This is a genomic window from Providencia rettgeri (assembly GCF_001874625.1).
In the GTDB taxonomy this organism is placed as follows: Bacteria; Pseudomonadota; Gammaproteobacteria; order Enterobacterales; family Enterobacteriaceae; genus Providencia; species Providencia huashanensis.
In genome coordinates this window covers 2884525-2903066 of the sequence record NZ_CP017671.1, presented here as the reverse complement: position 1 = coordinate 2903066, position 18542 = coordinate 2884525, and the positions used below count along the sequence as shown (strand labels likewise).

Annotated in this window: 15 protein-coding genes; 13 read left to right on the top strand and 2 right to left on the bottom strand. The window is 41.9% G+C overall.

Annotated features, from left to right (window positions below; all coding sequences use genetic code 11):
- Positions 1 to 78 precede the first annotated feature (78 nt).
- From yfbV to RB151_RS13325, 5 genes are all read left to right on the top strand, one after another.
- Complete coding sequence (gene yfbV, locus RB151_RS13345; RefSeq protein ID WP_042844455.1) at positions 79 to 534, top strand: terminus macrodomain insulation protein YfbV; 456 nt, start codon at positions 79 to 81, stop codon at positions 532 to 534.
- A 139-nt stretch (positions 535 to 673) separates the two neighbouring features.
- Positions 674 to 1168, top strand: a complete 495-nt coding sequence (locus RB151_RS13340) for a YfbU family protein (protein ID WP_042845353.1) — start codon at positions 674 to 676, stop codon at positions 1166 to 1168.
- 358 nt (positions 1169 to 1526) lie between these two features.
- Positions 1527 to 2201, top strand: a complete 675-nt coding sequence (locus RB151_RS13335; RefSeq protein ID WP_071548189.1) for a sugar phosphatase — start codon at positions 1527 to 1529, stop codon at positions 2199 to 2201.
- A gap of 88 nt (positions 2202 to 2289) precedes the next feature.
- Positions 2290 to 4119 carry an SLC13 family permease gene (locus RB151_RS13330; protein WP_048607515.1) on the top strand — a complete coding sequence of 610 codons (1830 nt, stop codon included), beginning with the start codon at positions 2290 to 2292 and terminating at the stop codon, positions 4117 to 4119.
- A 155-nt stretch (positions 4120 to 4274) separates the two neighbouring features.
- Entirely contained in the window at positions 4275 to 4694 is a 420-nt protein-coding gene (locus RB151_RS13325; RefSeq protein WP_048607514.1) for a hypothetical protein, read from the top strand.
- A 95-nt stretch (positions 4695 to 4789) separates the two neighbouring features.
- On the opposite strand, the gene yfbR is transcribed toward RB151_RS13325, so the two are convergent.
- Positions 4790 to 5371 carry a 5'-deoxynucleotidase gene (yfbR, locus tag RB151_RS13320; RefSeq protein ID WP_042844450.1) on the bottom strand — a complete coding sequence of 194 codons (582 nt, stop codon included), beginning with the start codon at positions 5369 to 5371 and terminating at the stop codon, positions 4790 to 4792.
- A gap of 401 nt (positions 5372 to 5772) precedes the next feature.
- On the bottom strand, positions 5773 to 6987 hold the full coding sequence (locus tag RB151_RS13315; RefSeq protein ID WP_042844448.1) for a pyridoxal phosphate-dependent aminotransferase: 1215 nt from the start codon (positions 6985 to 6987) through the stop codon (positions 5773 to 5775).
- Positions 6988 to 7794: 807 nt separating this feature from the next.
- On the opposite strand from RB151_RS13315, the gene RB151_RS13310 reads away from it, so the two are divergent.
- The 8 genes from RB151_RS13310 (at position 7795) to nuoH (ending at position 18538) form a co-directional block, all read left to right on the top strand.
- Positions 7795 to 8718, top strand: a complete 924-nt coding sequence (locus RB151_RS13310) for a LysR family transcriptional regulator (RefSeq protein WP_042844447.1) — start codon at positions 7795 to 7797, stop codon at positions 8716 to 8718.
- A 1110-nt stretch (positions 8719 to 9828) separates the two neighbouring features.
- Positions 9829 to 10272: an NADH-quinone oxidoreductase subunit A gene (locus RB151_RS13305; protein WP_004259806.1), complete on the top strand. Its 444-nt coding sequence runs from the start codon at positions 9829 to 9831 to the stop codon at positions 10270 to 10272.
- 18 nt (positions 10273 to 10290) lie between these two features.
- On the top strand, positions 10291 to 10965 hold the full coding sequence (locus RB151_RS13300; protein ID WP_004912254.1) for a NuoB/complex I 20 kDa subunit family protein: 675 nt from the start codon (positions 10291 to 10293) through the stop codon (positions 10963 to 10965).
- Between the two features lie 74 nt (positions 10966 to 11039).
- Complete coding sequence (gene nuoC, locus RB151_RS13295; RefSeq protein WP_370661202.1) at positions 11040 to 12842, top strand: NADH-quinone oxidoreductase subunit C/D; 1803 nt, start codon at positions 11040 to 11042, stop codon at positions 12840 to 12842.
- 2 nt (positions 12843 to 12844) lie between these two features.
- The gene (gene nuoE, locus RB151_RS13290) at positions 12845 to 13384 is read left to right on the top strand and encodes an NADH-quinone oxidoreductase subunit NuoE (protein ID WP_042844444.1); all 540 of its coding nucleotides are present in this window, start codon (positions 12845 to 12847) and stop codon (positions 13382 to 13384) included.
- Positions 13381 to 14739 (top strand): NADH-quinone oxidoreductase subunit NuoF, encoded by a 1359-nt coding sequence (nuoF, locus tag RB151_RS13285; RefSeq protein ID WP_042844442.1) that lies wholly within the window; start codon positions 13381 to 13383, stop codon positions 14737 to 14739. Before nuoE ends, nuoF begins: the two co-directional genes overlap by 4 nt.
- Before the next feature lie 98 nt (positions 14740 to 14837).
- Positions 14838 to 17561 (top strand): NADH-quinone oxidoreductase subunit NuoG, encoded by a 2724-nt coding sequence (gene nuoG / locus RB151_RS13280; protein ID WP_187265061.1) that lies wholly within the window; start codon positions 14838 to 14840, stop codon positions 17559 to 17561.
- Entirely contained in the window at positions 17561 to 18538 is a 978-nt protein-coding gene (nuoH, locus tag RB151_RS13275; RefSeq protein WP_042844440.1) for an NADH-quinone oxidoreductase subunit NuoH, read from the top strand. The genes nuoG and nuoH overlap by 1 nt, the downstream gene beginning before the upstream one ends.
- Positions 18539 to 18542: the final 4 nt, after the last annotated feature.

The window sequence follows — 18542 nt, the reverse complement described above, 5'->3', positions numbered from 1 at the left end:
TAAATGTGCTATCATTTTACCATGGTGCAATCTACAAATTATTGCCTCAGTTTTTCAGAAGTCGATAGGAAACGTTTCATGAGTACATTACAAAGTACACCGCCCGGTTTTTTTAAACGCTTTAGATTAGGTAACCGCTATCTGAAGACCTTTCCTATGGAGAAAAAACTGTCGCCAATTTTCCCCGAAATTCGTATCAACAAAGCAGTTCGCTTTGGTATTCGTTTTATGCCGCCCATTGCAATTTTTACATTAGCATGGCAAATCGCGTTAGGTGGGCAATTGGGACCCGCCATTGCTACGGCTCTTTTTGCCTGTAGTTTGCCAATGCAAGGCCTATGGTGGTTAGGTAAACGTGCTGCGACGCCTCTACCATCTAGCTTGCTGAGCTGGTTTCATGAGATCCGTGATAAATTTACTGAAGCAGGAATTGCCATGGCACCGATTGAGCAGCAACCTGATTATATGGCGTTAGCTGACTTGCTAAAGCGCGCATTTAACCAATTAGATCGTTCCTTTATGGAAGATATTTAAGAGATGATTTCTATTAAAAGGTAGATTTAACAATAAGTAATGTAAAAAGGGTATTTAGATCAATAAAAGTTGTGTTTTCACTGTCTATGATTAATGTTGAATGCGAAGATAAGCCATACTTTTTAGTGGGAGAACCATGATGGAAATGACTAACGCACAACGCTTGATCTTATCGAATCAATATAAAATGATGACCATGCTTGACCCTGATAATGCAGAACGTTATCGTCGTCTACAAACCATTATTGAACGTGGTTATGGGTTACAAATGCGTGAGTTAGACAGAGACTTCGGCCATTTAAGTGAAGATACCTGCCGTACTGTTATTGATATCATGGAAATGTACCATGCACTGCAAGTTTCTTATAGCAACATGGCTAACAAGGAAGAGATTGATGGCCGCCGTGTGCAGTTTTTGGGCTTTGATGCCGCAACAGAAGCACGTTATTTGAGCTACGTCCGCTTTATGGTAAATACAGAAGGGCGTTATACCCACTTCGACAGCGGGACGCATGGGTTTAACTCACAAACGCCAATGTGGGATAAATATGTACGGATGTTAGCGATTTGGCATGCTTGTCCACGCCAGTATCATCTTTCAGCGGTAGAGATTTCCCAGATCTTCAATGCTTAGTGCTCGTCGTATTTTGCGCTGTAGCGTTGTTGACTGCGTTCGGCTACTCGTCTCTGGTCGCTTAGCTACAGCACAAACTTCTTAGAGTAAATTTGTTCGTCATACTTCTACTTGGCGTCAAGGCGAATAATTTAGAGCAAATGAAATTAATAAGTATAAAAATTTCAAACTCAAACTCAAACTCAAACTCAAACTCAAACTTAAATTAACATTTCTTTTCTGTTTTAACTCTCCAGTGCACTCAAATCTAAGCCATTAACGCAAATCTTGATTATTTTTGTTATTGAGGTTGCGCATTGGCGTCTATTTAGCGTTAACTAAGAGATAGAATCGATTCAAGAACAAGAAAGGGGTAGACGTGAAATTAAAGGCAAAAGGGTTTCTATTTGATTTAGATGGCACATTAGCAGATTCGCTCGCAGTGGTTGAGCGTTGTTGGTGTAAGTTTGGTGAGCATATCGGTAAAAGTGCTGAGGAAATTATTAGCTATATTCATGGGAAGCCAGCATTAACCAGTTTACGTCATTTTTTACCCGATGCGACTGAAGAAGAGGTCATGGATTATTTCCGCTGGTTAGAGAAAATGGAAAGTGAAGATATGGAAGGGGTGGTTGCCTTGCCGGGGGCTGTAGCGCTATTAACGCGTTTAAATGAAATAGGTGCACCTTGGGCAATCGTGACTTCAGGAACAGTGCCAATCGCTCATGGTCGTCAGCAAGCAGCGGGTCTACCGGAACCAAAACACTGGGTAACCTTTGAAAAGGTAACTAAAGGTAAGCCAGATCCAGAGCCATTTTTATTAGGTGCAAATGTACTTTCTTTATCGCCAAAATCCTGTATTGCTTTCGAAGATGCTACGGCAGGCATTCATTCTGCACTTAGTGCTGGCTGCCAAGTCGTTGCAGTCCATGCGCCAGAAGAAATGGCCCGTCGTGATGAAATTAATGTAATCATCAATTCATTGGCACAAATTTCAGTTATGGGCCCCGACAATAATGGGGATTATGAACTTTTAGTGTCTAATTCGGATTAATGATGATCTAATCAAAGAAATTCTCCGTAAAACATGGTTAACTAAAGAAAAACTTTAGCAATGTATTTTTTCGTCGAAAGGGGATATTTTGAACGGAGAATTGCTGTGGGTATTAACCTTACTGTTGATCGCGATAGTTTTATTTACCACAAATAAAATCCGTATGGATGTGGTTGCGCTATTAGTGATTGTCGCTTTTGTTCTGAGTGATACTTTAACACTTGAGCAAGCAACGGCAGGGTTTGCTGACCCTAACGTACTATTGATTGCGGCTTTATTCGTTATAGGTGACGGTCTTGTCCGAACTGGCATCGCATATCAAATGGGGGATTGGCTTGTTCGCGTAGCAGGAAGCAGCGAAAGCAAGATGCTGGTTTTTTTAATGCTCACCGTTGCGGGGCTGGGTGCATTTATGAGTTCAACAGGGGTGGTTGCTATCTTCATTCCAGTCGTTCTCAGTGTTTCTGCCCGGATGAAAACTTCCCCAAGCCGTCTGATGATGCCACTTGGTTTTGCAGGGCTAATGAGCGGCATGATGACATTGGTTGCAACGCCTCCGAATATGGTTGTTAACAGTGAATTGGTTCGTGAGGGGATTGAAGGTTTTAAGTTTTTCTCAATTACACCTATCGGTATTCTGATTTTATTGGCGGGTATTGCCTATATGTGGGTTACACGTCGCTGGTTAGGAAGCAACGAGCCAGACAAACTCCCTGAACGCTATCAGCGTAGTTTTCGTGATTTAATTCGTGATTATAAATTGACTGGTAGAGCACGCCGCCTCGCTATTCGCAAAGGCTCGCCATTAATAGGCCATACCCTTGATGAATTACACCTACGTTCTCGCTATGAAGCAAACGTTGTGGGCATTGAGCGCTGGCGTAAATTCCGTCGTGTTATGGTCAGTGCGACAGGGGGGACGGAACTGCGCGAACGTGATGTTTTATTGGTTGATATTTCGGTCAGTGATGATGAGTTGCGGCAGTTTTGCAGTGAGCAATTACTCGAACCAATGATTTTACGTGGTGATTACTTTTCTGACCAATCCCGCGATGTGGGAATGGCTGAAGTTTCCATGAACCCTGATTCAGAACTGCTTGGTAAAACGTTAAGGGACATTAAATTTCGTACTCGTTATGGGCTTAACGTCGTCGGGATCCGTCGTGATGGTAAAGCATTGGATGGAAAGTTGGTTGATGAACCACTAAGACTTGGCGATATCTTGCTGGTAATTGGTGATTGGAAGTTAATCCGTATTTTATCCACTAAACCACGTAATTTTATTGTATTAAACCTTGCTGCGGAAGTAGAAGCAGTTGCGCCAGCGTCATCACAAGCTCCCCATGCGCTATTTTGCCTAGCCCTAATGGTGGCAATGATGGTGACTAATGAAATTCCAAACTTTATCGCTGCGCTGATTGCGTGTTTGTTAATGGGTAAATTCCGTTGTATTGATATGGAAAGTGCTTATAAGTCTATCCATTGGCCAAGTATTATTTTAATCGTAGGGATGATGCCGTTTGCTATAGCTTTACAGGAAACAGGGGGGATTGCCCTTGCGGTTGACGCGTTGATGAAAGTTGCAGGGGGGTTAGGCCCTCATGTGATGCTGTTATGTCTCTTTATCTTATGCGCTACTATTGGTTTGTTTATCTCAAATACTGCAACTGCGGTGTTAATGGCCCCTATTGCGATTGCTGCCGCACGTCAAATGGAAGTTTCACCGTTGCCATTTGCTATGGTGATTGGGATTGCGGCTTCAGCTGCCTTTATGACGCCAGTTTCATCTCCTGTTAATACATTAGTTCTTGGCCCCGGCGGATATAAATTTGCTGACTTTTTGAAAATGGGAGTGCCATTTACTATTATTGTTATGTTAATTAGTGTGGCAGTTATTCCGATACTATTTCCTTTTTAAGCTCATAGAAAATAATTTTAGCAAAAAGCTCTAATCTATATTAGAGCTTTTTGCTATTAAAATTAATGATATTTTTAATATTTAATATATTTTAAAAGAAATTTTTTTGTTGATATTCTCTGTAATTCAATACATTTCAATTATAGGTGAATAAAATGAGTCAAAATGAATCATGGGGAGATGATAAATTCAATTATGGTTATTGTGACTTTGAAAATTATTGGGGGGAGACATTGTCACATGTTGAACTAACTCACTTCGTTGCAGGTTATTTTGATGTGACTAAAAAACTTGCTACGTCAATAAAACTATATGATATTCCAGATAAATCTGAGCTAAAAAAAGTATTTACCATATTATTTGAACGAAATAAAATAGATTCATATGATTTTTGGTCAATAAAATTTGTGACGAAGAAAGGGGAAGTATATAAAACTAAAGAGCCTTTACGTTGTACTATCTCTATTGATGACTCTGAATATGTAATACTAGGTATTAATGGGGATAAAAAAACATTTTATATTGCATTTTCTACTATGATAGGTTGCAATAAAAAGCTAGTGAAGGTTGAATAACCTTTTTTATAGAATAAACTCGAATCTAATTTGCTATTATTAGATTGGTAAATCAACAGATATATAAGTAGATATAAAATACTACTACTTATATATTAATTGCTGATTTCATCTAAAGATAAAGTAAAACTGGGTACGAAGGTTTTCATAAAATATTCCATCTCTGGGCTATTTCGTTCAGCTAACATTTTCTCTAGACGCCTTTTGGCTAATTTAAACTCACTATTCCCTGCGGACAGCTCTTCTAGACATTTTAAATAGGCACATAATGTATCTGCTTGTTTTACGATAAAATGCTCTTCTTCCGATTGTAAATCTTCAATAATTAATTCTTTAAAGTCGTCTTGTAATTCTTCAGGTAGCATGTCGATAAGCTTTTGTTGCGCAAATTTCTCTATTTTTTTATATTCATGGGCTATTTGTTGATTATGATACTTGATAGGAGTAGGGAGGTCACCGGTAATGACTTCACTGGCATCATGGTACATGGCAAGTAGTGCGATTTTCTCTGCGTTTACATTACCTGCAAACTTACGGTTTTTAATGATGGCAAGTGCGTGAGCGACCATAGCAACCTGTAAACTATGCTCAGAGACATTTTCAGTACGTACATTGCGCATAAGTGGCCAGCGGTGGATCAGTTTCATTCTAGCGAGATGGGCAAAAAAGTAGCTCATAATTCCTCTTCATATTGTTTGTAGGCCATAGAAATTATATCGAAAATAGAAGTAAAGTGATATCAGTTTATTGTTTTTTTAATTAGTTATTTCTAAAATATAAAATAAATAACATTCAATTATCAGTCGCAATCCGAATATCTATTTTGGAACTTTTTAATTAATATATTAATTATATTGAATTATAATATTAAAAAAATATAATGGACTTTTAAATAAGAAATAAAGGGGCAATATGAAATACTTTCCATTTATATTATTGGGGTTTTTCCTTGTGGCAATCTATTTTATTTCTATTATTTGATTATCAAAATAATACAGTCAATAAAAGATGATGAAATGTAAAATTTAACAAGCCTCCAAATAGGAGGCTTTATTTTTGGAATAACTAAAATACCATATTACTGGCGATAACCTTCTAAGAAACGGCCAAATTTATTAATCGCCATTTCTAAATCATCTGCATAGGGTAGCGTGACAATTCTAAAATGATCAGGTTCAGGCCAGTTAAATGCGGTGCCTTGAACTAATAGCACTTTTTCTTGTAATAACAAGTCTAAGATCATTTTTTGGTCGTCATGAATATTAAAGCGTTTAATATCAATTTTTGGGAACATATACAGCGCCCCCTGAGGTTTAACACAAGAAACCCCTGGAATTTGGTTAATCAGTTCCCAAGCGCGTTCGCGCTGTTCATATAGGCGACCACCTGGCTGAATAAATTCGCTAATGCTTTGATAACCACCGAGAGCCGTTTGAATGGCATGTTGCATAGGGACGTTGGCGCATAAACGCATTGAGGCTAACATTTCTAACCCTTCAATATAGCCTTTAGCATGCTTTTTAGGACCATTTAGTACCATCCAACCTTGACGGAAACCAGCAACGCGGTAGGTTTTTGATAAACCATTAAACGTGATGGTTAATAAATCCGGTGCTAATGCTGCGATTGAATGGTGGACTGCACCATCATATAGAATTTTATCGTAAATCTCGTCCGCATAAATGATGAGATTATGTTGTCGAGCAATTTCGACGATTTCCATCAACAGGTCTTTGCTATATACAGCACCTGTTGGGTTATTTGGGTTGATAACAACGATACCACGGGTTCTTGGTGTAATTTTTTTGCGGATATCTTCGATATCTGGCATCCACCCTTGTTGTTCATCACACATATAATGAACGGCTTTCCCACCAGAGAGGGAGACGGCGGCGGTCCACAGAGGGTAGTCAGGTGCAGGGACAAGCATTTCATCCCCATTATTAAGTAACGCTTGCATTGCTTGCACAATGAGCTCTGATACCCCATTACCAATATAGACATCTTCAACGGTCATTTCATGAATACCGCGAGCTTGGTAATGTTGAACGATAGCTTTACGGGCAGAATAGAGCCCTTTTGAATCACAGTAACCTTGTGAACTAGGCAAATTGCGTAGAACATCAACGAGAATTTCATCAGGCGCTTCAAAGCCAAATGGTGCCGGGTTACCAATATTCAGTTTGAGAACTTTGTTCCCTTCTTCTTCTAAGCGCTTAGCTTCTTTTAACACAGGCCCGCGAATGTCATAGCATACATTATCGAGTTTATTAGATTTGGTTAGATTATTCATTGTTCTCTCATTACCCTAACGGGGTTACTTTGGTAGGGACCGGCATTATTACCTTACTGTACTCTTCTGTCAGAAGCTTTTGAAGATGCTAGGTAATCTTTGGTGTAAAAGGTTGATTTGAGCATAAATGTAATACTTGGGCTCTGAATATATTCATTAAGTTAGCCTTACAGTCTAATTGTATGTTTTAAGTTGGAGTTTAATTTCGATAATCTTTAGGGTTTTAGTATAGAAATGGTAAAAATGAGGAAATCCTAGCTCTTAAAAGAAAAATTGTATCGAAATGTAATATTGATAATGGAATCATGAATACTGTCATAATTTATACGCTATAACGGCCTTTTTTTGTAATTTTTAGTGGGGTTTTGTTAGTAATATTGATTGTTTCGGCTGGTTTTTTTTAACTTAAAGTGCTGCATTTTATTGTAATTTATTGATTTTTAATCATATTAAAAAATAGTGAAATGATTTTTATAATGTGCTTACATTAAAATAATTGTGATTACATTAAATATGTTACTATTTAGGTGTACTAAACGAAGGGATTTTAATTAGCTTTTAAGAAGTATATTCCTTTTTTAAAATACATTTTTGATTTTTTGGAAGTATTCTATTTATCTCAGCTATTTTGTCGCTAATAAGCGCTATATTTGTGTTAAATAGGTAAAATAAAGAAAAGTAGAAGAGAAGTTATTGCAGATCTATGGATTAGAAATGCACTCACTTAGTAGTCGCACAAAACTCGCTGATTCTCATGGAGGAGAGCAGAAACACCAGGTTACATAATATTATATAAGAGAATGAACGATGATAAATTCCAATCGTCCCATTATGAACTTAGATCTTGATTTGCTACGAACTTTCGTTGCTGTCGCTGATCTAAATACATTTGCAGCCGCAGCGGCTGCGGTGTGTAGAACGCAGTCTGCGGTAAGCCAGCAGATGCAACGTTTAGAGCAATTAGTCGGTCGTGAGCTTTTCGCTCGTCATGGGCGGAATAAACTGCTTACAGCACATGGATTGCAATTACTCGGTTACGCGAGGCAAATTCTTCGTGCAAATGATGATGCAACTGCATCATTGACTTATAACGATGCAGAAGGTGAACTTCGTATCGGAGCATCAGACGACACTGTTGATATTTTGCTGCCATTTTTACTTAACCGGATAGCATCAGTATACCCACGAGTTGCTGTTGAAGTTCGCATCAAGCGAGCGCAATTTATTGAGTCAATGTTAGATAATCACGAAGTGGATTTAGCATTAACGACAACAAGGATTAGTCATCATCCTAAGACGGCATTAAGGACAGTACCTGTGTTATGGCACAGTGCTCCTGATTTCCAATTGCGCCCTAATGAGCCAATACCGTTAGTTGTTATGGATGAAACTAACCCTTATCGTAAACTGTGTACTAATGCGTTAGATGAAGCAGGGTTGCCATGGCATGTAGCCTATGAGGCTGCTTCTTTACCAGCTGTTCGTGCTGCTGTGAATGCAGAGGTTGGGGTAACTGCCAGACCAATGGAAATGCAAAATGCGGATTTACGTATTTTAAATGAATCAGATGGGTTACCTCGTTTACCTGATATTCAGTATTGGTTGTATAAAAATGCAGATGAACAGAAAGATTTTGTTTTAACGGTGTTTAGTGCCATCGAAAACAAAAAAATACCTTATGTTGCATCGTCAGCGAGTGAATTGGCTGATAGCAATGATGGGGAGAATTAAGTTAATCGTTTCGTCTAATTTAGCTTAATCATAATATATAATTTATTTATTTGTTTCGACGGTACTTCCAACCTGCTTGGAAGTACCGTTTTTTATATCATTTTATTAACTTACAAGTGATTCACTTGTTTGTGATCAATGCGTTAGTGCTTATAGACAGATATTATTTTAACGGCGCATCAGGTGGAAAGGGCACAACTTACACAATCAAATTACAACGTGATAAAAAGTGGCAAGATAATCCTATTTGTGACTTGTTGCTGCTGAGCACAAACAAAAAAATGCTTACTGACTGAAACGATTATTTCACGTTACCGTGTTTAATGTTCAATATTGGGAAACGGTATCAAGTAATCCTATTGAGTCAGTGTTTAAATAGTCAAAATGCTTTTTATCGTTATCAAGTTCAAATTTATCATTTTATTTCCGATTTTTGCTTATAAAAAAATCAATTAACCACTTAATAAGTATGGTTAAATATTGAAGAGCATGAAATAATTGTGATGTAGCTGGCATAACCTGAATTTCATTAGTTAGTTAATGATTTGTTATGTTATTAACAATTTTTTTTAGCAGAATTGGTAAAATAGCGCTGGTATGTCAGTTAGTTACTTAAATTAAACAATAAAAATGCGTTAAGGCTTCTTAAAGTTAAATTGAATGTGATGTAAACAAATTGAGTACTTTTTCAATAAAACTGTGCGTTAGATCAAATAAAAAGAGCAATTTTTCATCTGTTAAGACAGGTTTTTCCTGAGATAATGGTGTAGTAAAAACGAATAATCAGTTAAACTAGTTTGCGTCTTTACTTGTGTATCATTACACTGACACGTTTTAGCAGATTATGAGTACTTTTTGTTATTTTAGTGTTTTTAGTCTGTGAGGTTTTTGTAACAAATACGGGTTATTTTACCTAATTTGGGTAAAGTAAATTGTAATGAGAGAGGACAAACCAAACGCGGTCAACAGACTGATTTAAGTTTGGTGATCTTTTAGTTGGTGATCAATGTTTGGTCTTTCTTCTCGATTAACTGGGCAATTGTGGTGCAATACTGCCGTGTTGTAAAAAAGAGCAGTTTACGCACCATAAGTAATGAGTAAGCAACGAGTATGTCTACATCAATCCTAGCGTTAGCCCATAACTGGGCGTTTGCGATATTCCTTATCGGCACTATCGGTCTGTGTGCTTTCATGCTGGTCGCAGGTCACTTCTTGGGTAGCCGCGCCAAAGCCAGAACAAAACATGTCCCTTACGAATCAGGTATTGATTCGGTCGGTAGTGCACGTCTTCGTATGTCAGCTAAGTTTTACTTAGTCGCCATGTTCTTCGTTATCTTCGATGTTGAAGCCATGTTCCTATTTGCATGGTCAGTCGCCATCCGCGAAGCTGGCTGGGTAGGCTTTATCGAAGCCGCTATCTTTATTTTGGTATTGTTGGCGGGATTGTTTTATTTAGTTCGCGTTGGAGCATTGGATTGGACACCAGTCCGTTCTCGCGGAAAAGTAAAGCATCCTAGTGAAGTTATTAAAATCAGCAATCGTCATCCGCAGTAAAAAGCGAGGCATTATACAATGGATTATACGCTCACCCGCATAGATCCGAACGGTGAGAACGACCGTTACCCACTGCAAACTCAGGAGATCGTAACTGATCCACTGGAGCAGCAAGTTGAAAACAGTGTGTACATGGGGAAACTTTCTCATGCACTTCACGATGTTGTTAACTGGGGGCGCAAAAACTCTCTATGGCCCTATAACTTTGGCCTTTCATGTTGCTATGTAGAAATGGTGACTTCGTTCACGGCTGTTCATGACGTAGCCCGCTTTGGTGCGGAAGTACTACGTGCTTCTCCTCGCCAAGCCGACTTCATGGTCGTTGCAGGCACATGTTTCACTAAAATGGCGCCTGTTATTCAACGTCTGTATGACCAAATGCTTGAACCAAAATGGGTTATTTCCATGGGTTCATGTGCTAACTCTGGTGGTATGTATGACATTTATTCTGTTGTACAAGGCGTCGATAAATTTATCCCTGTAGATGTGTATATCCCAGGTTGCCCACCGCGCCCAGAAGCCTATATGCAGGCTCTGCTTCTGTTGCAAGAATCTATCGGTAAAGAGCGTCGTCCGCTGTCTTGGGTCGTTGGTGACCAAGGGGTTTACCGTGCCAACATGCAATCAGAAAGAGAAAGAAAGCACGGTGAACGTATTGCAGTGACGAACCTGCGTACACCAGACGAAATTTAAGGCTTAAAGCCATACAGCGTAACAGAGCAATGTTGTTGCGAAATAATAAACCTGATCAAGCGTTATGGTGAAGAATGATGACAGATCAGATAGCGCAAGCGAGTAGTACCCAGCCAGGATGGCAGACACAGGAACATTTAAATGACCCTGTGCTTCTGGAACTGCGCAATCAATTTGGGCCGGATGCCTTTTCTGTTCAAGCAACCCGCACTGGTATGCCAGTGGTTTGGGTTCGTCGTGAACAATTACTGGAAGTTGTAGATTTTCTAAAGAAACTACCAAAACCGTATGTCATGCTATTTGACTTACACGGGGTAGATGAACGCCAAAGAATCCACCGTCAAGGCCTGCCTGAAGCAGACTTTAGTGTTTTCTATCACATTATTTCTATTGACCGTAACCGCGATATTATGTTGAAAGTCGCTCTTAATGAGAAAGACCTCAACGTACCTTCTATGGTTTCGCTGTTCCCAAATGCAAATTGGCATGAACGTGAAGTGTGGGATATGTTTGGGATCACCTTCCAAGGTCACCCAAATTTACGTCGCTTACTGATGTCGCCAAGCTGGGAAGGTCACCCACTGCGTAAGGATTATCCTGCGCGTGCAACTGAGTTCGACCCCTTTGTTCTGACTAAACAGAAACAAGATCTGGAAATGGAAGCTTTAACTTTCAAACCAGAAGAGTGGGGCATGGCACGTGGAAATGAAAATGAAGATTTCATGTTCCTGAACTTAGGGCCAAACCACCCATCATCACACGGTGCATTCCGTATTGTACTGCAACTTGATGGTGAAGAAATTATCGACTGTGTGCCTGATATCGGTTACCACCACCGTGGTGCTGAGAAAATGGGCGAGCGCCAGTCATGGCACAGTTACATTCCTTACACTGACCGTATTGAGTACCTCGGTGGGTGTGTGAATGAAATGCCATACGTGTTAGCCGTTGAAAAATTGGCTGGCATTGAAGTGCCTGACCGCGTAAAGACCATTCGCGTCATGCTGTCTGAATTATTCCGTATTAATAGCCACTTGCTATACATCAGTACCTATATTCAAGACGTCGGCGCAATGACACCTGTATTCTTTGCGTTTACTGACCGTCAAAAAGTGTACAACGTGATTGAAGCTATCACTGGGTTCCGTATGCACCCAGCTTGGTTCCGTATTGGTGGTGTTGCACACGACTTACCGCGCGGTTGGGAAAAGTTGCTGCGTGAGTTACTTGATTGGCTGCCGAAACGTTTAGAGTCTTATGTCACGTCTGCACTGAAAAACTCCATCTTAAAAGGCCGTTCTATTGGTACAGCAATGTACAACAAAGAAGAGGCATTGGCATGGGGTGTGACAGGTGCGGGTTTACGTGCTACAGGCGTTGATTTTGACGTGCGTAAATGGCGTCCATATTCAGGTTATGAAAACTTTGAATTCGATATTCCTATCGCTCACAACGGTGACTGCTATGACCGTGTGATGATCAAAGTTGAAGAGATGCGCCAGAGTATCCGTATTCTTGAGCAATGCTACAAGAATATGCCAGAAGGCCCATTCAAAGCCGACCATCCATTGACGACGCCGCCACCAAAAGAGCGTACGTTACAGCACATTGAAACCCTGATTAACCACTTCTTGCAAGTGTCTTGGGGGCCAGTGATGCCTGCGAATGAATCATTCCAGATGGTTGAAGCCACGAAGGGGATCAACAGCTACTACCTGACCAGTGATGGCAGCACGATGAGCTACCGTACACGTATTCGTACGCCAAGCTATGCCCACTTGCAGCAAATCCCTGCGGTTATTCGCGGTAGTTTAGTTTCAGACTTAATCGTCTATCTGGGTAGTATCGATTTTGTAATGTCGGATGTGGATCGCTAACCATGCATAATGAACATGATAAACACAATCAACTCGATGTGGTGAATGTATTCGAACCCCAAGCTCATCATGGCTTTGTTTTAACTGACGAAGAGCGTGCAGAAATAGAAGGTGAGAAACATCACTATGAAGATGCGCGAGCAGCATCTATCGAGGCACTGAAAATTGTGCAAAAAAACCGTGGCTGGGTTGAGGACGGTGCGATCTATGCTATCGCTGACGTCTTAGGTATCCCCGCTAGTGATGTTGAAGGTGTGGCAACATTCTATAGCCAAATCTTCCGTCAACCTGTTGGACGCCATATTATTCGCTATTGCGACAGTGTTGTTTGCCATATTACTGGTTATCAGGGTTTAGAAGCTGAAATCATTAAACAGCTGAATATTCGCCCTGGCCAAACAACAGCCGATGGTCGCTTTACATTGCTGCCAACCTGTTGCTTGGGTAACTGTGATAAGGGTCCGACGATGATGATCGATGAAGATACTCACAGTTATGTGCAGCCTGAAAATATTCAAAAATTACTGGAGCAGTATCCATGACAAATTCTGTTAATCCAGTGATCCGTACTGCTGAAACTCATCCCCTAACATGGCGTTTGCGTGATGACAATCAGCCTGTTTGGTTAGATGAGTACCGCAGTAAAAACGGATACAAAGGTCTTGAGCGTGCGCTCAAAGGCATGGCACCGGATGAAGTTGTTAACCTTGTCAAAGACGCTGGCCTGAAAGGGCGTGGTGGTGCGGGGTTCTCAACAGGCCTGAAATGGAGCCTGATGCCAAAAGACGAAAACATGAAACTGCGTTATTTCTTATGTAATGCGGATGAAATGGAACCGGGCACCTACAAAGACCGCTTATTGATGGAGCAACTGCCTCATTTGTTAGTTGAAGGGATGATCACGGGAGCATATGCACTAAAAGCTTATCGTGGTTATATCTTTCTACGTGGTGAGTATGTTGAGGCAGCTCAACACTTGCGCCGTGCCATCGAAGAAGCGAAAGCTGCGGGCCTGTTAGGAAAAAATATCCTCGGTTCGGGGTTTGATTTCGAGCTATTTGTGCACACCGGTGCTGGGCGTTATATCTGCGGTGAAGAAACTGCACTGATTAACTCTTTAGAAGGTCGTCGTGCTAACCCGCGTTCTAAACCACCATTCCCTGCAACATCAGGTGCTTGGGGTAAACCAACTTGCGTAAATAACGTTGAAACTATCTGTAACGTGCCGGCTATTTTAGAGCATGGTGACCAGTGGTACATCGATTTAAGCGCAGGTAAGAGTAAAGACGCGGGCACTAAATTAATGGGCTTCTCTGGGCGTGTGAAAAATCCGGGTCTATGGGAATTACCATTTGGTACAACGGCACGTGAAGTATTAGAAGATTACGCAGGTGGTATGCGTGATGGTTTAAAACTTAAAGCATGGCAGCCGGGTGGGGCAGGGACAGACTTCCTGACCAATGACCACCTCGACTTACCAATGGATTTTGAAAATATTGCCAAAGCCGGTAGCCGTCTTGGTACTGCATTAGCAATGGCGGTTGATCATGAAATCAACATGGTTTCGTTAGTTCGTAACTTAGAAACCTTCTTTGCACGTGAATCCTGTGGTTGGTGTACGCCATGTCGTGATGGATTACCGTGGAGCGTGAAAATTTTACAAGCACTGGAAAAAGGCGAAGGCCAACCGGGTGACATCGAAACATTAGAGCAACTTTGCCGTTTCTTAGGTCCGGGTAAAACATTCTGTGCTCACGCACCGGGAGCAGTCGAACCGCTGCAAAGTGCCATCAAATATTTCCGTGATGAATTTGAAGCGGGTATCTCACAAAAAGATCTGCGTAACATCGTGCAGATTGCGGGTATCCAACCAAACCTGCTCAAGCAGCGTTGGTAATTATTTAGCGATTGAGCAACCGCTAAAGAGATTTTTCACGAAGAACGTATTTTTGATTAACGCCTGCTTTATGCGGGCCTTTGGGAAGCATGCTGACTATGGCTACAATATATGTAGACGGCAAAGAATATGACGTAAACGGGTCTGAAAACCTGTTACAAGCCTGTCTTTCTCTCGGGCTAGATATTCCTTATTTTTGCTGGCATCCGGCGCTGGGAAGCGTTGGCGCTTGCCGCCAGTGTGCGGTTAAGCAATATCAGAACGCGGATGATACTCGCGGTCGCCTAGTAATGTCTTGTATGACACCGGCAACGGAAGGTACCTACATCTCAATTGATGATGAAGAAGCCAAACAATTCCGTGAAAGTGTTGTGGAATGGCTGATGACCAACCACCCTCACGACTGCCCAGTCTGTGAGGAAGGCGGTAATTGCCACCTACAAGATATGACGGTGATGACCGGTCATAATATGCGTAAATATCGTTTTACGAAACGTACACACATTAACCAAGACTTAGGGCCGTTCATTAGTCATGAAATGAACCGCTGTATCGCTTGTTACCGCTGTGTGCGTTATTACAAAGATTACGCAGATGGCACGGACTTGGGGGTTTATGGGGCACATAACTATGTGTATTTCGGTCGTACAGAAGACGGTACGCTAGAAAGTGAATTCTCAGGTAACCTAGTTGAAGTCTGTCCGACAGGGGTCTTTACCGATAAAACGCACTCTGAGCGCTATAACCGTAAATGGGACATGCAATTTGCCCCGGGTATCTGCCAACAGTGCAGTATCGGTTGTAATACTAGCCCTGGTGAGCGCTATGGTGAAATCCGCCGCATTGAGAACCGTTATAATGGTTCAGTAAACCACTATTTCCTATGTGACCGCGGTCGTTTTGGTTATGGCTATGTCAACCGTAAAGACCGTCCACGTCAAGCTGTGTTAAATAAAAATGGCGTAAAACAGGTTATATCGGCTATTGAGGCAATGCAAAGCGGTGCGCAAATTATCAATCAAGCGAAGAAAGTGATTGGTATTGGTTCACCACGTGCAAGCATCGAAAGTAACTATGCGTTACGAGCACTTGTCGGTGCAGAAAACTTCTATTCAGGTGTTTCTTCGAGTGAGCAACGCCGTTTAGCGCTGATGCAAAATATCCTGCAAAATGGCGGTATCTATACGCCAACACTGCGTGAAGTGGAAGGTTACGATGCGGTGCTGGTACTGGGTGAAGATTTAACTCAGACAGGTGCGCGTATGGCGTTATCTGTACGTCAAGCGGTGAAAGGTAAAGCACGTGAAATGGCGGCAGCACAAAAAGTCGCTGACTGGCAAATCGCGGCAATCATGAACATTGGTCAACATGCGAAATACCCACTGTTTATCACCAATGTGGATGATACCCGCTTAGATGATGTCGCCGCATTTAATTACCGTGCTCCTGTGGCTGACCAAGCACGTTTTGGTTTTGCTATTGCCAACATGATTAATGGCGATGCACCAGCAGTGAATGACTTACCTGAAGACCTCAAAGCGAAAGTTGAAACCATCGCACAAGCACTTTCAAGCGCGAAAAAACCACTGATTATCAGTGGTAGCCATAGTGCTAGTGAGGCGATGATCCAAGCCGCGGCTAACGTGGCATTTGCACTAAAAGCGAAAGGTGCGCAGGTAGGCTTATCTTACTTAGCCTCTCATGCAAACAGTTTTGGTTTAGCAATGATGGACGCACAGCCATTAGACAGCGCATTAGCTCGCATTGAAGCGAACGAAGCGGATGTGGCTATCGTTATCGAAAACGACCTGTACCGTCATAGCAATGTAGATGCGGTTAATAGCGCATTAGCGAAGCTGAAGCATTTGATTGTTGCTGACCATCAGCAAACCGACATCATGGATAAAGCAACATTAGTTCTGCCAGCAGCAAGCTTTGCTGAAGCAGACGGTACGTTGATTAACCAAGAAGGTCGGGCACAACGTTTCTTCCAAGTCTTCGACCCAACTTATTACGACAAAGCTATCGTGATGAACGAAAGCTGGCGCTGGATGCATTCATTGCAAACTGAAGCACAGGAACGTGATGCAGACTGGTCGCAACTTGACCATGTGATTGCTGATTGTGTTGCTACACTGCCACAATTTGCAGGCATTGTTGATTCTGCACCAAAAGCCTCTTTCCGTATCCGTGGTCAAAAACTGGCACGTGAACCTCATCGTTACAGTGGTCGAACAGCGATGCTGGCTAACCAATCTGTTCATGAGCCTCGTCAACCGCAAGATATTGATTCTCCATTTGCTTTCTCAATGGAAGGGAACAACAGCCCAACGGCACCACGTCAGCAAATTCCATTTGCTTGGGCGCCGGGTTGGAACTCACCACAAGCGTGGAATAAATTCCAAGCAGAAGTGGGGGGCCATTTGTTATTTGGTGACCCAGGTGTGCGTTTGTTCAATTCAACAGAAAGTAAATTGGCTTACTTCACTGATATTCCAGCAGCTTATCAAGCGACTGAAGCTCAGTGGGTGGTGGCGCCGTATTACCATCTGTTCGGTAGTGACGAAATGTCACAGCGTTCAGACGTGATCCAACAGCGTATGCCTGAGCCTTATATCATGCTGAATGCGCAAGATGCAGAGTCACTTGGTTTGACAGCAGGAACCAAAGCTGAATTTAGCCATGCAGGTCAAGCATTTAACTTAACTGTACGCCTCAGTAATCACCTATCGACTGGTCAAATTGGTTTACCATTAGGGATGCCGGGTATCGCACCTGTTCTGGCTGGCGTGTCAGTCAATAATCTGCGGAGGGGAGCATGATGGATTGGATTTCTCCTGAAGTAATGGAAGTCCTTATTTCCATACTTAAATCTGTCGTCATTTTATTGGTTGTTGTGACTTGTGGAGCCTACATGAGTCTGGGAGAGCGCCGTATTCTCGGTCTGTTCCAGAACCGTTACGGCCCTAACCGTGTTGGTCCGTTTGGGATGGGCCAGTTAATCGCGGATATGTTCAAAATGCTGTTTAAAGAAGACTGGATCCCACAGTTCGCGGATAAGAAAATCTTTACGCTAGCGCCAGTTATCGCATTTTGCTCATTATTCCTTGCATTCGCCATCGTACCTGTTAGCCCAACTTGGCACGTGGCAGACCTTAATATTGGGATTTTATTCTTCCTGATGATGGCGGGTCTAGCGGTGTATGCGGTGTTATTCGCTGGTTGGTCAAGTAACAACAAATACTCTTTATTGGGGGCGATGCGTGCGTCAGCACAAACCGTGAGTTACGAAGTGTTCTTAGGCCTTTCTTTAATGGGCGTGGTTGCACAAGCAGGTTCATTCAACCTGATTGATATTGTTAACTCCCAAGAAGGCATGTGGAACATCATTCCTCAGTTCTTCGGCTTTGTAACTTTTGCGATTGCAGGTGTTGCGGTATGTCACCGTCACCCGTTTGACCAACCAGAAGCAGAGCAAGAGATTGCGGATGGTTATCACGTTGAATACTCAGGGATGAAGTTCGGTCTGTTCTTCGTTGGTGAGTATATCGGTATCGTAACGGTCTCTGCTCTGATTGTGACGCTGTTCTTTGGTGGCTGGCATGGACCATTCTTGCCGTCATTCTTGTGGTTTGCGATTAAAACTGCGTTCTTCATGATGATGTTTATCTTGATCCGCGCTTCTTTGCCGCGTCCACGTTATGACCAAGTGATGTCTTTCGGTTGGAAAATTTGTCTGCCGTTGACACTGCTTAATCTGCTGGGTACCGCAGCAGTGATTTTATACAACGCTCAGTAAGGGG